At 68.0% G+C, this 15,590-nt stretch carries 15 protein-coding genes and 1 pseudogene; 12 read left to right on the top strand and 4 right to left on the bottom strand.

All coding sequences use genetic code 11. The features are described from left to right. Positions 1–156 precede the first annotated feature (156 nt). Positions 157–1,638 (bottom strand): class I adenylate-forming enzyme family protein, encoded by a 1,482-nt coding sequence (locus WD271_02100; protein MEX1006618.1) that lies wholly within the window; start codon positions 1,636–1,638, stop codon positions 157–159. A 28-nt stretch (positions 1,639–1,666) separates the two neighbouring features. Here WD271_02100 and WD271_02095 point away from each other — a divergent pair, with 28 nt between their 5' ends. Together WD271_02095 and WD271_02090 are read left to right on the top strand one after the other, a co-directional pair. Then, complete coding sequence (locus WD271_02095; GenBank protein ID MEX1006617.1) at positions 1,667–2,239, top strand: carboxymuconolactone decarboxylase family protein; 573 nt, start codon at positions 1,667–1,669, stop codon at positions 2,237–2,239. Positions 2,240–2,279: 40 nt separating this feature from the next. Beyond that, positions 2,280–3,500, top strand: coding sequence for a cytochrome P450 (locus WD271_02090; GenBank protein ID MEX1006616.1), 1,221 nt, complete (start codon positions 2,280–2,282; stop codon positions 3,498–3,500). A 25-nt stretch (positions 3,501–3,525) separates the two neighbouring features. Here the strand turns inward: WD271_02090 and WD271_02085 are convergent, their stop codons facing one another. After that, entirely contained in the window at positions 3,526–3,894 is a 369-nt protein-coding gene (locus WD271_02085) for a hypothetical protein (GenBank protein ID MEX1006615.1), read from the bottom strand. Positions 3,895–4,163: 269 nt separating this feature from the next. After that, a complete protein-coding gene (locus WD271_02080; protein ID MEX1006614.1) occupies positions 4,164–5,312 on the bottom strand; it encodes a CoA transferase in 1,149 nt (382 codons plus the stop codon). Positions 5,313–5,443: 131 nt separating this feature from the next. On the opposite strand from WD271_02080, the pseudogene WD271_02075 reads away from it, so the two are divergent. Beyond that, positions 5,444–5,977 (top strand): annotated as a pseudogene (locus WD271_02075) (SDR family NAD(P)-dependent oxidoreductase). A 61-nt stretch (positions 5,978–6,038) separates the two neighbouring features. Next, positions 6,039–6,263: an SDR family oxidoreductase gene (locus tag WD271_02070; protein MEX1006613.1), complete on the top strand. Its 225-nt coding sequence runs from the start codon at positions 6,039–6,041 to the stop codon at positions 6,261–6,263. 9 nt (positions 6,264–6,272) lie between these two features. Here the strand turns inward: WD271_02070 and WD271_02065 are convergent, their stop codons facing one another. Further along, positions 6,273–7,025 carry an FCD domain-containing protein gene (locus WD271_02065; GenBank protein ID MEX1006612.1) on the bottom strand — a complete coding sequence of 251 codons (753 nt, stop codon included), beginning with the start codon at positions 7,023–7,025 and terminating at the stop codon, positions 6,273–6,275. 81 nt (positions 7,026–7,106) lie between these two features. Here WD271_02065 and WD271_02060 point away from each other — a divergent pair, with 81 nt between their 5' ends. From WD271_02060 to WD271_02025, 8 genes are read left to right on the top strand one after another with little or no spacing between them, the layout of a single operon-like run. Further along, positions 7,107–8,297 (top strand): amidohydrolase family protein, encoded by a 1,191-nt coding sequence (locus WD271_02060; GenBank protein ID MEX1006611.1) that lies wholly within the window; start codon positions 7,107–7,109, stop codon positions 8,295–8,297. Next, positions 8,294–9,580 (top strand): acyl-CoA dehydrogenase family protein, encoded by a 1,287-nt coding sequence (locus tag WD271_02055; protein ID MEX1006610.1) that lies wholly within the window; start codon positions 8,294–8,296, stop codon positions 9,578–9,580. The genes WD271_02060 and WD271_02055 overlap by 4 nt, the downstream gene beginning before the upstream one ends. Positions 9,581–9,602: 22 nt before the next feature. After that, entirely contained in the window at positions 9,603–10,430 is an 828-nt protein-coding gene (locus tag WD271_02050; protein ID MEX1006609.1) for an amidohydrolase family protein, read from the top strand. Between the two features lie 27 nt (positions 10,431–10,457). Next, the gene (locus tag WD271_02045) at positions 10,458–11,306 is read left to right on the top strand and encodes an enoyl-CoA hydratase/isomerase family protein (protein ID MEX1006608.1); all 849 of its coding nucleotides are present in this window, start codon (positions 10,458–10,460) and stop codon (positions 11,304–11,306) included. Between the two features lie 5 nt (positions 11,307–11,311). Continuing rightward, a complete protein-coding gene (locus tag WD271_02040) occupies positions 11,312–13,213 on the top strand; it encodes an NAD(P)/FAD-dependent oxidoreductase (GenBank protein ID MEX1006607.1) in 1,902 nt (633 codons plus the stop codon). Continuing rightward, positions 13,210–13,986, top strand: coding sequence for an SDR family NAD(P)-dependent oxidoreductase (locus tag WD271_02035; protein MEX1006606.1), 777 nt, complete (start codon positions 13,210–13,212; stop codon positions 13,984–13,986). The genes WD271_02040 and WD271_02035 overlap by 4 nt, the downstream gene beginning before the upstream one ends. After that, a complete protein-coding gene (locus tag WD271_02030; protein ID MEX1006605.1) occupies positions 13,983–14,786 on the top strand; it encodes an enoyl-CoA hydratase/isomerase family protein in 804 nt (267 codons plus the stop codon). The genes WD271_02035 and WD271_02030 overlap by 4 nt, the downstream gene beginning before the upstream one ends. Beyond that, a complete protein-coding gene (locus tag WD271_02025) occupies positions 14,777–15,574 on the top strand; it encodes an enoyl-CoA hydratase/isomerase family protein (GenBank protein MEX1006604.1) in 798 nt (265 codons plus the stop codon). The genes WD271_02030 and WD271_02025 overlap by 10 nt, the downstream gene beginning before the upstream one ends. Positions 15,575–15,590 lie beyond the last annotated feature (16 nt).

Raw genomic sequence — 15,590 nt, 5'->3', positions numbered from 1 at the left:
CTACGCCACCGCGATCCCCAACACGAGGGTGCTTGACAAGATCACCCGTATAACGTCGCGCAAGGCGCGCCCATAGCCGGCGATCTGAGCAGGTTCCGCGCGTCGGCGAACTCCGGACACGCGGCGTTGAGCGGCGCGAGCGAGCGTGAGCCTGGCTCAGCTGAGTGACTGGTCGTGCCAGCGTTCTTTGAGCTGGCGCCGGAGTGCCTTCCCGGACGGCAGCCGCGGGATCTCGTCGACGAAGACGAGATGGCGGATGCGCTTGTAGCTCGCAAGCTGCTCCGCGACTGCAGCCTCCAGTTCCTGTGGCGCGACGACGGCACCGGCCACCGGCACAACCGCGGCCACGATTGCCTCACCGAGCTGCGGATCCTCCACTCCGAACACGGCGCAGTCGCGCACTCTGTCGTCGGCGTGCAGGACCGCCTCGATCTCAGCGGGCGCAACCTGGAACCCGCGAACCTTGATCATCTCCTTGAGCCGGTCGGTGATGTGCAGCCACCCTGCGGGCTCGAGCCAGCCGATGTCGCCGGTGCGGTACCAGCCGTCGTGGAACGACGGCGCGGTCTCGGAGTCGGGGAGGTATCCGGCCATCGCCGACGGGCTCCGCACCTCGATCTCGCCGGTCGCGCCGTCAGCGAGCACCGCGTTGCTCTCCGGATCGGTGATCCGCACCTCTACTCCTGGCACGGCCAGGCCGACGCTGTCGAGGCGCCAGCGGTCGGGAGTCTGTACGGGGTTCGCCGCGATCACCGGCACCTCACTCGTGCCGTAGGCGGGGAGCCAGCGCACGCCCGATCGACGGGTGACGGTACGCGCGACCTCCTCGGCCACGGGCGTCGCGCCCCACATGATGTAGCGCAGAGAGGTCAGGTCGAAGTCCTCGAGCCGCGGATGGTTCGCCAAACCGAGTGCGATCGGCGCGACCGCCATCTCGAGTGTCATGCGCTCCTCCGCGATCGCGCGCAGCGACGCGTCGAGGTCGAAACGCGGATGCAGGCGAACGCGGGATCCCGCAGCGACCGCGGTGACGATGTTGAGCAGCCCGAGGATGTGCACCGGTGGCGTCGCCACCTGGAAACGATCGTGGTCGGTGAGGCCGAGCGCGGTGATCCAGTGCTTGACCGCGTGGCCGAGCGTCCGGTGCGTGTGGCGGACCGCCTTCGGCAAGCCGGTCGTGCCGGAACTGAACACCAACACCGCGTCCGCGTCGACGTCGTCGACGACGGGACCGGGCTCCGCGGACGACTGCAGGTCGCGGTCGAGCAGGAGGGACGGCACCGAAGGCAGCGCATCGGCCAGCGCCGCGCACCCGGCCTCGTCGCCGAGCGCGAGAGCCGGCGAGACGACCCCACCAGCGTGCTGGATCTCCGCGGCCTTCCACGCCGGGCTGAACATCACCACCGAAGCACCGAGTTGCAACGCGCCGTACACCGCGAACACGAACTCCGGCCGGTTCGCGGACATCAGGGCGATGCGGGCACCACGCGCGGCGCCGGCCGCCGCCAGCGCCGTGGCCCACTCGTCCGCACGGGATTGCAACTCGCCGAACGTGAACGTTCGATCCTCGAAGTCGAGCGCGACCCGGTCCGGATCGCTGGTCGACCGGCTCCGGAGTACGTCAGTGAGTGTCCGCATGACCGGGAAAATATACGATGTCAAGTCCATGCCCGACGCTGAACCGCGAATCCCGCCATTGCCACGCGGAACGTTGCCGGACGAGGTGCGCGTCGCGCTGAAGGGGTGGCTGCGGCGGGACGCGACCGAGGTGCCGGTGCCGCTCGACACCTTGGCGCGTCATCCTGACCTTGCGCGGTCGTACCTGGCCTTCAATCGTCACCTGCTGTTCGAGTCCACGCTGACACCGCGCACCCGCGAGCTCCTCGTTCTCCGCACCGCGGTGATCTGCGGGTGTGCGTTCGAACGCGAACAGCACGAGGTGATCGCGCGTCGAGAGGGGGTCGACGACGAAGCGATCGCCCGAACGACCGAGGGACCCGACGCTCCCGGCTGGTCGGCCGGCGACGCCGCACTCATGCGTGCGACGGATGAGCTGCTCTCAGGCTGGACCGTCAGTGAGTCCACCTGGGACGAACTTGCTGACGCGCTCGACGAACGTCAGCTGATGGATCTGGTCTTCACCGTGGGCGCCTACGCGTTGCTGGCGATGGCGTTCAACTCGTTCGGACTGCAATCCGATCCCGCGGAAACGAGCCCGGCCGCGCGGGCGAGTGAGTGAGTATGGTGCATCGCACCGCGGGATCTCAGGAGTAGCGGGGATGACCGTCACCGATCTCTACTACGACCCGTACGACTACGCGATCGACGCCGACCCGTATCCCGCGTGGAAGCGGTTGCGCGACGAGTCGCCGGTGTACTTCAACGAGCGGCACGGGTTCTACGCGCTGAGCCGCTACGACGACGTGCTCAACGGGCTGCTCGACACCGACACGTACCGGTCCGGTCACGGCATCGTGTTGGAGATGATCGCCGACGAGCCGTACGAGAACATCCCGATGATGATCATGAAGGACCCGCCGGAGCACACACGCCTGCGCAAGCTCGTGAGCCGCGCCTTCACGCCCCGGCGGATCGCCGACCTCGAGCGCCGAATCGCCAAGCTCTGCAACGACCTCTTCGATACCGTCGACGGGCAGGACGAGTTCGACTACATCGAGACGTTCGCCGGCCTGCTGCCGCCCACCGTGATCCTCGCTCTGGTCGGCTACCCCGACGGCTATGCGGCCGAGTTCCGCGAACGGGCCGACAGCAGCCTGCACATCGACGACGGTGACACGATGCTGAGGCACGGGATCGATCGCTCGCTGGTCTCGGAGAGCGGTGAGATCGCGAACGACGCGTGGGCGATCCTGCCCGAGCTCATGGAGCAACGGCGCGCGGATCCGCAGGACGACCTCATCAGCGGCTTGGTGCACGCGGAGATCGACGACGACGGTGAGCTTCGCACGTTGACGCTCGACGAGATCGCCGGCTTCGTGCAGCTCATCTCGTCAGCGGGCACCGAGACGGTGGCCCGGCTGCTCGGTTTCGCGGCGGTGACGTTGGCGAAGCACCCCGACCAGCGCCAGCTCCTGATCGACGAGCCATCGCTCGTGCCGAACGCCATCGAGGAGCTCCTGCGCTACGAGGCGCCGTCGCCGATCCAGTCGCGATGGGTTTCGCGCGACGTCGAGTTGCACGGCACCGTCATCCCGCGCGGCTCGCGACTCGCGCTCCTCAACGGTTCGGGCGACCGCGACGAGCGCCACTTCGAGGATCCCGACCGCTTCGACGTGCGGCGGGTGATCGACCGGCACCTCGCGTTCGGGTACGGCACGCACTTCTGCATCGGGGCCGCGCTGGCGCGCCTCGAGGGCACGGTCGGGCTCACCGAGACGCTGCGGCGGTTCCCGACTTGGGAGATCGACGAGCGCGGGCTCGAGTGGGTGCACACCAGCACGGTGCGTGGCTACAGCTCGGTGCCGGTGCGGGTGCGCTGACCGTGCCCGCTGAGCTGCTCACTCGTTACGCGGCCGCGGCGCCGTCGCCGCCGGCTTTGAAGACGACGGCGGTCTGGCTCGGCGCGCCCGGTTGTCCGGAGCCGCCGGTCGACGGGCAGCCCTTGCAGTCACCGGCGTATCCGAGCCGTGGCGTCGCAGGAGTGAGGAACTCGTCGATCGACTGGCTCTTGTCGAACCACGCGAACTCCTTCTTCGGCCAGGTGGTCGCCACGTAGCGCTTGGCGCCACCGGCGAAGAACCCGACACCCTTACCCACGGTGCCGAGGCCGTTCGACGGACCCGTCGTCTCGGTGTCCCACCAGTACGGAGCGAAGTCGTAACCGCTCAGGGCGTACTCGTCGTACGGGAGTTTCGGGCCCTTGCCGTACGCCACCAGGCTGGTGTCGGGCTGCCCGGCCAGCGCGCCGCCACGCGGCGGAATGGAGAAGAGGCCCTGCTTGAAGGTCTGGGGCGTGAGGCGCGGCCCCGCGGTGTGGATGCCTGCGAGGAACCACCACGCGACCGGAGTCGTGAGCTGAACGAGAGTCCGAACGCGTGCTGCGACTGCTCCGTCGGGTAGCCGCGGGCAACGAGGCCGAGGTCGGCGTACCCCGGGCGTAGGAGATCTCGCTCATGTGGGAAGCGTAGGTGTCGTGGTCGCCGTCACGCGGACGTGATGATGCCGTCGGCCTCGAGCTGATCGAGCGCGTCGTCGGAGAGGTCGAGACGTTCGCGCAGCACGGCGCGCGTGTGCTCCCCGAAGCGGGGGGCCGGGCCGCGAACGCCGATGGCCGAGGTGTCGGAACGGAACGGTGCCGACGTGACCCGCGCTCCCGGCTCCACCTCGACGAACACCTCGCGTTCGCGCGCCCACGGTGTCTCGGCCAGCTCGCGCACGGTGCGGACTTCGCCCACGAGGAACCCGAACTTGTCGAGCCGGGCCTCGAGCGACGCGAAGTCCGGCACGTTCGCGCACAGCCGCCCGAGGACCTCGAGCGTCTCCTCGCGTGACTCGGTAGGGGCGACCGGTGCGTCCGTGAGTGCGGCGGCGACCTCGGGCAGACGGCGGTGGGGGTCGCCCATGAACGCTGCGTCGGTGCCGTCGGCCAACCTGAAGATCGGATAGTTCCACGTGTCCGGGATTCGAGGGCCGTCGTAGGATGCGAGCTCGGTCGACGTCCACTCGTCGGTGTACAAGAGCGCTTCCGCCATCGAGACGTCGAGGTGCTGACCCCGCCCGGTGCGCTCGCGTTGGTAGAGGGCTGCCACGACCGCGCTGGCGGCGAGGAGCCCCGGGGTGATGTCGCCGTCCACGTGGGGGCTCTGCTCGGGCGGCGCGTTCCGAAGGCGCGCGTCGAGCTCGACGCGCCCGACCTCGGCCTGCACCATCGCGGCGTACGCCCTCCGCTGCGACCACGAGTTCGCGAAGCCCCATCCGTTGATCGAGCAATAGACGAGCGTGGGACGGCGCGCGAGCAACGTGTCGGCGTCGAGCCCGAATTTCTCCAGGACGCCGGGTCGGAAGTTCTCGAGCACGACGTCACTCGTCGCCGCGAGTTCTCGCACGAGATCGTTGCCGCGCGGCGCGCGCACGTCGATCGAGACCGAACGCTTTCCGGCGTTCGCCCAGGTGAAGTAGACGCTCACGGGCTCGTCGCCGACGCGCGGCTCGAGCGTGCGGATGACGTCGCCCTCGGGTGGCTCGACCTTCACGACGTCCGCACCGAGATCCGAGAGCACGCGTGCACAGATCGGGCCGGACACGACCTGTGACAGGTCGAGCACCCGGACGCCGTCGAGCGGACCGGGCATCGGCGAACTCGTCGACGGCATCTCGTTCATTGCCTCTCCCGGTCTCGGTCGCCCAGCGCGCGTGACTTGCCGGCGTGAGGGTACATACCTTTATATGTATTCACCACGCCGGAACGAAAGCAGGGACGACCATGAGGCTCGAGGGCAAGGTAGCGCTGGTGACCGGCGGGACACGTGGGATCGGCCGCGGTGTCGTCGAGATGCTGGCCCGTGAAGGCGCAGCCGTGGCCTTCACCGGCCGCTCCGCAGACTTGGGCCGCGAGGTCGAGTCCGGGGTTCGGGACTCGGGCGGGCGAGCCCTGTACGTGCGTGCCGACAACGGCCACGAGGACCAGGTCGCCGGCGCGGTGCGCGCGACGGTCGACGAGTTCGGTGCGCTGACGACGTTGGTGAACAACGCGATCTCGGACGATGCGGGGAGCGGGAGGGACTCCCACATCGACACGATGGACAACGACACCTTCGACAACATCATGCGGATCTCGTTGAAGGGCACCTTCTGGGCGACCAAGTACGCGATCCCCGAGATGCGCCGGGCCGGTGCGGGCTCGATCGTCAACATCTCGGCGACCTCGAGCAAGCAGTCGTTGCCGGGACGACCCGCGTACCAAGCCTCCAAGGGCGCGATCAATTCCATCACGCGCCAGATGGCCGTCGACTACGGCAAGGAGCGGATCCGCGCCAACGCCATCATCGTCGGCTTCATCTTCACGGGCAACGCCGCAGATGACTGCGATCCTGGCGAACCCCGAGCTCCGCGCCGCGTTCGAGAAGAACGTGCTGCTGCCGTATCTCGGAGAGCCCGCCGACGTCGCTGCCGGCGTCGTGTACCTGGCGTCGGACGAGTCGAAGTACGTGACGGGTACGCAGTTGACCATCGACGGTGGGGCGCTCAGCCACCAACCGCTGCCCGAGCTCGACTTCACCGCGCTCCAGTCGGCCGGCGAGTGATCCGGCGGTTCAGTAGTGATCGAAGAGGTCGATGACGGACTTGGCCTGCTGGCCGATCATCACCTTGCCGACGGCTTCCATGTGCGCCCGCCAGTGAACCTCGGCGTCGACGCTCGCACCCATCGCGATGAGCTCGATCAGCCGTTCCTGCGACCGGATCCCACGGCGGCGCGTCGCGAGAGAGCTGCTCGGCGGCTTCGTTCGGCTCACCGCGGTCACCGCACGCGCGACGACCTCGTTGAGCATCTCCGCGACGATGCCCAACGTCTGGTTCCCCGTGAGCGCGACCAGCCGTTCGTGGAACCGCGCGTTCGCGCGCCCGAACGCTTCCGGATCGTCGAGGACCGCGCGTTGCGCTTCGACCAGGGACTCGAGCTCGTCGACCGCCCTGCGCCGCGCCGACGACGCGAGGATCCGCACTGCAGCCGGTTCGATCACCGTGCGCGCCTGGTGCACGTCACCGAGTGTCACGTTGCGTGCCTGGAGGACGAGCGAGGCGGTCCTCGCCGTCATGCGCTCGTTGGGCTGATGGACGATGACGCCGCCGAGCACTCCGCGCACGACCGTGATCAGTCCTTCCGCCTCGAGGATGCGCAGCGCCTCGCGCAGCGACGGGCGCGACACGCCGAAGCGCTCGATGAGATCCCCTTCCCGACCGAGAGACTCGCCTTCGGCGAGCCGGCCGCTGACGATCAGCGCGCGGAGCTCGTCGGCGATCTGCTCCGGCTTCTCGCGTGATCGTGTGGTCCTCGTCGTCGTCACGACGCCTCCGGCGCGTCCATCGTCAAAACCTTATAATGTTTCCCGCGTTGCGATCGTGCGGGCCGAGCGAACGGAGTGGTCATGGACGCTGAGCGCCGCGCCGTCGACGCCGACAACCACTACTACGAGACGGTGGACGCGTGCACCCGCCACCTCGACCGCGACTTCCGGGAGCGCGGCGTGCAGGCGGTGCAACAGGGCAGCCACACGCTGCTGCTCGCCGGTGGCCGGAGGTTCCGCTTCATCCCGAACCCGACGTTCGATCCGATCATCGTGGCGGGCTGCATGGACTTGATGTTCCGCGGTCAGGTGCCCGAAGGTGTCGACCCTCGCTCGCTCATGCAGGTCGAACCCTTGCGTCCGGAGTATCAGGACCGCGACGCTCGGATCGCGGTGATGGACGCGCAGGGCCTCGACGCCGTGGTGCTGTTCCCGACGCTCGGCTGTGGCATCGAGCAGGCGTTGCGCGACGACATCCCGGCCACCATGGCCACCTTGCGCGCGTTCAATCGCTGGCTCGACGAGGACTGGGGGTTCTCGTACCAGGACCGGACCATCGCGGTCCCGATGCTGTCGCTCGCAGATCCCGACGCCGCGCTCGTCGAACTCGAGTGGCTGCTCGAACGAGGTGCGCGCATCGTGCACATTCGCCCGGCGCCGGTGCCGACCGTCGGGAGTATCAGTGGCCGGTCGTTCGGCGATCCCGCGCACGACCCCGTCTGGGCACGCCTCGCCGAGGCGTCGGTCCCGGTCGCCTTCCACCTCGGCGACAGCGGCTACGAGGCATTCGCCGGCGCGTGGGGCGCCAGGGACTACTTCGAGCCGTTCCGCGGTGTCGACGTCCTCACGAAGTTGGTGGTGTCGGACCGGCCGATCCACGACACGATCGGCAGCATGGTCGTGCACGGTGTGTTCGACCGTCACCCGGCTCTGCGGGTGGCCAGCATCGAGAACGGCTCCGACTGGCTGCACCTGTTGGTGAAGCGGTTGACGAAGCAGGCGAACCAGACGCCGTGGGCCTTCCAGCAGAGCCCACTCGAAACCATCCGGCAGCACGTGTGGGTGACGCCGTACTACGAGGAGGACATGCGCAAGCTCGCCGACCTCATCGGGGTCGAACGGGTGCTCTTCGGGTCCGATTGGCCCCACGGTGAGGGGCTGGCGCGCCCCGCCGACTTCGTCAAGGAGCTCCACGCGTTCGCCGACGACGAGATTCGCCTCGTGATGCGGGACAACTGCCTGAACCTGCTCGGGCACGGAGCTGCCGCGTGACCGAAACCGTTGCCGCGCCGACGGACGACGATGCCGAGCTGCTCGCCGACGTGTCGCGTTGGCTCGAGGAGCACTGGGACCCGGATCTGACCGTCGCCGAGTGGTGGGAACGGGTCGGTGCGTGCGGCTGGACGGCCCCGCACTTCCCGCGCGAATGGGGAGGACTCGGCTACTCGCGGCGCTCGGTGGTCGCGGTGCGCGCCGCCTTCCAGCGTCACGGAGCGGTCCAACCGCCGAGTGGTCTCGGGCTCCTGATGGCCGCGCCCACCATCTCGACCCACGGCACGAAGGAGCAGATCGAGCGGTTCGTTCCCGCGATCTACAACGGCTCGGTCGCGTGGTGCCAGCTGTTCAGCGAACCGGGATCGGGATCGGATCTGGCCGGTCTCTCGACGCGCGCAACCCGTGACGGCGACCACTGGCTGATCTCCGGTCAGAAGGTCTGGAGCTCCATGGCCATGGGCGCGGACTACGGGATGCTGCTCGCCCGCACCGACTTCGACGTGCCGAAGCACGCCGGCATCTCGTGGTTCGCCTTCGCGTTGGACCAGCCCGGGGTGACCATCAGGCCTCTCGTCGAGGCCACGGGCCACGCCTTGTTCAACGAGGTCTTCTTCGACGACGCGGTCGTCGCCGACGCCGACCTCATCGGAGGCCGGAACAACGGATGGGCGGTCACGCAGACCACCCTCATGTTCGAACGCGCGGGAATCGGTGCCGGTGGGATCATGAGCGGGTTCCCGCCCGCGGGGCCCAAAGGCGGCTTCCTCGCGCTGCGCGCCGGCGACGCGGCCCGGCGCGCGCCACCCGCATCGACGAGCAAGGTGCTCGCGGTCGACGAGCTCTTCCAACTCGCCCGGTCGTGCGGACGAGAGCACGATCCCGTGATCCGTCAGAAGCTTGCGCGCCTGGTCGAGTGCGTGAGGACCGGCGAGTGGACGGCCAAGCGATCGGTGCCGGAGACGGCGCGCGGCCGAGGTGCGGGGTTGGCCAACATCGGGAAGCTCGCGCAATCTCGCATCGCGAAGCTCTCCACCGAGATCGCGTGCGACATCCTCGGGCCTGCCGCAATGCTGTGGTCCCCCGACGGCCCCGTCGGCGGGCGCTATGCCGAGGCGCTGGTGTTCGCCGCCGCGTCGTCGATCTACGGCGGCACGGACCAGATCCAGCGCAACGTCATCGGTGAGCGCGCGCTCGGGCTCCCGAGGGAGCCGGACCAGAACTTGGGCCTCCCCTTCCGCGAGGTCCAAGCGCGCGTGCTCGCTCCTGACGGCGACCGCTGATCTCGGGGAGGAGGAACCGTCGATGGGGGTCGTGGCACGAGCACATGACCTGCTCGTCAACACGGACATGGGCGACACGGAGCAACCCGGATGGATGGTGCGCGTCAAGGAGGACTACTTCAAGGCGGGCGAGTCCATGTTCACGAGCCGGGAACTTCCCGAGCTGCTCGACGAGATGGACCGCATGGGGGTGGAACGGTGCGTGCTCCTGAGCAGCTTCCGGAAACCGTCGACCCGTGCGCTCTCGTTCGTCGATGCGTATCCGGACCGTTTCAGTCTCGGCGCGAGCGGCCACGATCTCCTGCGCCCCATGCCGAACCTGCGGGCACTCGAGAGTTTCGTGGCCGATCATCAGGTCGCCTACACGATCGTCGGTCCCAGCTTCTGGGGCGACGGCATGTACCCACCGAGCGATGCGGTGTACTTCCCCCTCTACACGAAGTGCTGCGAGCTCGGCCTCCCGGTGTGCATCAACACCGGGCTGCCCGGTCCGCCGATCCCGGGGGACGTGCAGAACCCGATCCATCTCGATCGCGTCTGCGTTCGGTTCCCGGAGCTCGAGTTGTGCATGATCCACGGCGCGGATCCCTGGTGGGACACGGCGATCCGCCTGATGATCAAGTACGCGAACCTCCGGCTGATGACCTCCGCCTGGTCGCCGCGTCACCTTCCGCAGTCGCTGCTGCACTTCATGTCCACGCGAGGCCGGGGAAGGGTGATCTTCGCCTCGGACTCGCCGGTACTCTCGATCACCCGGTGCATCACCGAAGCGGCGGCGCTGGAGATCTCACCGGACGTCCTCGACGCCTACCTGTACCAGAACGCACAGGAGTTCTTCTTCGAAAGCTAGGTCACGATGGATACGAGCGAACGTGACATGCGGGTTCGTCTCGAGCGAGACCCGGTCGCCCACGTCGCGCGACTCACGATCGACAATCCGGATCGACGCAACGCCTACGACCCGGTGATGCGTCGCGCCATGGGCGAGCACCTCGAGGAGCTCGCGGCCGACGATGACATCAAGGTGGTGATCCTGCGCGGCGCCAACGGCGTGTTCAGCACCGGGGCGGACATGAGTAACTCGTACTCGTGGTACGGCTCCGACGACGCCGGCCGGCGACCGAGCCAGCGGAGGCGCCTCGGCGTGGACCGTGAGAGCTTCGGCTTCTACCACGACTATCTCGCGTTCCCGAAGATCACCATCGCCCAGGTCGAGACGTACGCGCTCGGCGGCGCGTTCGAGCTGGCGCTCATGTCCGATCTGGCAGTGGTCGCTCGCGACGCGCAGCTCGGGATGCCCGGTGCACGGTTGCTCGGCCCCGCGTTGGGCAACCTGCACCTCTTCTTCTACCGGCTCGGACCGGTGCTGGCCCGGCGCCTCCTCCTGACCGGCGACACCGTGACCGCCGCCGACATCGAGCACCTGGGGCTGTTCACCGATGTCTGCGATCCGGAGTCGGTCGCGGACCGTACGGAAGCGTGGGCCCGGAAGGTCGCGCGGATGCCGGCTGACGGCTTGGCTATCGCCAAGACGAGCTTCTCGCTCGTGGAGCAGACGCGGGCGTACGCAGGTGAGGAGGCCACTGGGTTCCTCGTCCACGCGTTCGCGACGAACCTCCGTTTCGAGGACGACGAGTACAACTTCGTGAAGGCGCGCGCGAAAGTCGGTACGAGCGAGGCCTTCAAGCAGCGCGACGCGCACTTCGAGGTCGACGGTCTTCGGTGACTGCGGTGGATCCGTCGGTCCTCTCGCGGGCACTGGCCGATGCCAACCTCGCGGTGCTGGTGTCGGCCGTCGCGCACCTGACCGGCGACCTCACGCTCGTCGACCGTTACCGGGATCCCCGGTTGTTCGACCACGGTCGTGGCCCGGGCACGCTGCCGCCCGAGGAAGCTGAGGCGATCCGCGCCGAGGCGTTCGCGGTGCTCGCCGATCTCGACCACCCCGTGCAGCCGGCCACGCCGACGATCGACGACGCGTCGCTGCACCGGATCATGGAGTTCTGTGCAGGGGAGGAGATCGCACCTGACTACGTGAGGTTGGTCGAGGAGGAAGCGAATTTCGACGGTCTCGACCGCCGGCGGTTCGTGTGGACACGGCGGCCGACCGAGGCCGTGTTGGCGCGGTTCCACGTCGGGATCATCGGGGCGGGCCTCGGTGGCCTGTGTGCTGCGATCCGTCTCGAGCAGGCGGGCATCCCGTACACGGTGTTCGAGAAGGACGCGGAGGCCGGCGGGACCTGGTTCGAGAACACCTATCCCGATCTCCGCGTCGACGTCCCCAACCACTTCTACTCGTACTCCTTCTTCCCGAATCCCGACTGGTCGCACTACTACGCCCGCCAAGACGAGCTCCTCGACTACATCGCCCGGTGCGCGAAGGAGTACGCCGTCCTCCCGAACGTTCGGTTCGAAACCGAGGTGCAGGACGCGACGTTCGACGACGCGCGCGGCACGTGGTCGTTGCGCCTGCGCGGGCCCGGCGACACCGAGGACCACGTCGAGGTCAACGCGCTGATCAGCGCGGTCGGGATGCTGAACCGACCATCCATCCCCGACATCGACGGTCTCGACTCGTTCGACGGCCCGTGCTTCCACTCGGCGCGCTGGAACCACGACGTCGAGCTCCGCGGGCAGCGGGTCGCGGTGATCGGCACCGGCGCCAGCGCCATGCACGTCGTACCGGCGATCGCGCCCGAGGTCGAGCGGCTCGCGATCTTCCAGCGGTCACGCCACTGGGTCATGCCGAACCCGAACTACCACCGCGCCGTCACCGACGGTGAGAAGTGGCTGTTCCACAACGTGCCGCACTACGCCGGCTGGTACCGGTTCCTCATGTTCTGGAACAGCTCCGACCGCATGTACCCGGCGTTCCGGGTCGATCCGACCTGGCCCGACCGAGACCGGTCGATCAGCAAGCCCAACGACAAGCTCCGTCGCATCATGACTGCGCACCTCGAGCAGGAGTTGGCGGCGAGTCCCGACCTGGTCGCGAAGGTCCTGCCCGACTACCCGGCACTGGGCAAGCGCATCCTGCAGGACAACGGTTGGTTCCGCGCGCTCCTCCGCAGCAACGTCGAGCTCGTCACGGACCGCATCGCTCGAGTGGAGCCGCACTCGGTCGTGACCGCGTCGGGCGACTCCTATGACGCCGATGCGGTCATCCTCGCAACCGGGTTCCACCCCAACAAGTACTTGTGGCCGATGAAGATCATCGGGCGAGAAGCCGCGCTTCACGACGAGTGGGGTGAAGACCCGCGCGCGTACCTCGGGATCACGATGCCCGGCTTCCCGAACCTGTTCTGTCTCTACGGGCCGAACACGAACCCGGTCGTCGGAAGCGTGATCTTCGTGCTCGAATGCCAGGTCGACTACATCGTCAGGGCGATCGGTGCCATGGTCGAGCGCGGGTACGCCACGATGGAGTGCCGGCGTGACGTGCACGACGCGTACAACGAACGGGTCGACGCCGAACACGAGCAGCTCGTGTGGCGGCATCCGAGAGTTCACAGCTACTACAACAACAGCACGGGCCGCGTCACGACGAACGCGCCGTGGAAATTGATCGACTACTGGCAGATGACCAAGGAGCCGGCGCTCGACGACTTCGTCCTGCGCCGGGGCGGATCATGAGCGCTCGTCTCGAGCACAAGGTCGCGATCGTCACGGGAGCTGCGTCGGGCTTCGGCAGAGCCACCGCGATCCGCTTCGCACGCGAACGGGCGCGCGTCGTGGTCGTCGACCTCGACGAACAACGCGGGAGCGAAACGATCGAGGAGGTCTGCGCCGCAGGGTCGACCGGTCGGCTGGTGGTCGGCGACGTCTCCGCACTGGACGTCGCGCGGCGTGTCGTGGGAGAAGCGGTGGAGCAGTTCGGTGGCGTCGACGTCCTCGTCAACAACGCGGGTATCGCCCAGGACGATGCGCGCGACACGTGGGACGCGGCCGAGGATACGTGGGACCAGTTGCTCCGCGTCAATCTCCGGAGCGTGTACGCGTGCTCGAGGGCGGCCATCCCCGTGATGCTCGCGGCGGGGACGGGGGCCATCGTCAACGTGGCCTCGATCGCTGCCAGCGTGTGCACCGGCGGTGCGGCCTACGCGGCGGCGAAGGGCGCGATCGTGAGCTACACGCGGCACGTCGCGCGGGAAGTTGCGAGTCGGGGAGTGCGGGTCAACTGCGTATCGCCGGGGTTCATGCGAACGCCGATGACGACCGGCGAGCGGCTCGGTCTCGACGAGGCACAACAGGAGGAGCGGATGCTCGCGTTCGGTCAACGCGTCCCCATGCACCGTACGGGTTCGATCGACGACGTGGCCGACGCCATCCTGTTCCTGGCCAGCGAGGAGGCCGGCTACATCACCGGCCAGGAACTGATCGTCGACGGAGGCTACGTCGTCCGATGACATACGAAACCATTCTCTACGAGGTCGATGATCGCACCGCCCTGATCACCTTCAACCGCCCCGACCGCCTCAACGCAGTGAACCTGACGATGAGCACCGAGCTGCGCGATGCGTACACACGAGCGGAGGCAGACGACGACGTGTGGACGATCGTGGTGACCGGAGCCGGTCGCGCGTTCTGTTCCGGTGCCGACGTGGAAGGAGTTCCCGACGACGGGCGCGTTCCTCACCATGGCCGGTACCTGTCGCACGTCAGGGAGTGGGACGCTCCGCAGGAGGCCACACCACCGTTTCGTTCGATGGCGAAGCCGATCATCGTCGGGGTGAACGGCATCTGCTGTGGTGCCGGCCTGGACCTGGTGACCACCGGCGACATCGCGATCGCGTCCGAGCGCGCCGAGTTCTTCGATCCGCACGTGAGCATCGGGCTCGCCTCCGGGCGCGAGATGGTGAGGGTCGCACGGGCGATCCCGGTCAACGTGGCGATGCGGATGGCGCTCCTCGGGAAGCAGGAGCGCATGAGCGCGCAGCGGGCATACGAGCTCGGCCTCGTCACCGAGATCGTCGAGCACGACGCGTTGGCCGATCGGTTGCGCGAGCTCGCGGCGATGGTCAACCGCAACGCTCCTCTTGCGGTACGGGGCACGCGTCTCTCGATCAGGAAGGGGCTCGGTCTGCCCCTCTACGAGGCGGAGCTGATCGCGGAGGCGTTCCGGGAGCGCGTCCTCCACACGGAAGACTCGAAGGAGGGTCCCCGTGCGTTCCTCGAGCATCGCGATCCCGAGTGGAGGTGCGAGTGATCAGGGGAGTTGGTTACGAGACCATCCGCTACGACGTGGACACTGCCGACCGGGTTGCGACGATCACCTTGAACCGCCCCGAGTCGCTCAACGCGTTCGACCGGCAGATGTGCGAGGAGGTCCGCGACGCGTGGCACGTCGTCAAGGCCGACGACGAGGTGAACGCGGTCGTGCTGCGCGCCGCTGGTGAACGAGCCTTCTCCGTTGGCCTCGACACGAAGCAGAGCTTCGGCCAACCCGAGATCGTCTGGAACCATCTCGACCCCGGCGAGTACCTGAGCCCGAAGTGGCAGAAGCTCTGGAAGCCCGTGGTGTGCGCGGTGCACGGGATCTGCACCGCAGGAGCCTTCTACTTCCTCAACGAAGCCGACGTGGTGATCTGCTCCGACGACGCGACGTTCTTCGACTCGCACGTGACCTACGGCTTCGTGTCGGCCATCGAACCGATCGGGCTCATGCGACGCATCGGACTCGGCGACACGCTCCGCATGGCGTTGACGGGCAACGGCGAACGGATCTCGGCGGACACGGCGCTGCGGCTGGGCCTGGTCAGTGAAGTCGTGCGTCGGCAGGACCTCTGGTCGCACGCCCACGACCTGGCCTGCCTCATCGCCTCGTACCCGGCGGTGGCGACGCAGGGCACGGTGCGCGCGGTCTGGGAATCGCTGGACAAGCCTTATCGCGCCGCGGTGGAGCAGGGTCTGATGTACACGCGCCTCGGCAATCCCATCGGCGCCGAGGAGGTCGAGCGCACGGGGATCGATCACCGCGAACCGAGGGTCCGGTGACCACGCTCTCATCGCG

This window comes from Acidimicrobiia bacterium, from assembly GCA_040880805.1.
In the GTDB taxonomy this organism is placed as follows: Bacteria; Actinomycetota; Acidimicrobiia; order IMCC26256; family DASPTH01; genus DASPTH01.
Note: the sequence above shows the minus strand (reverse complement) of the source record. Positions and strands in the feature narration are given on the sequence as shown.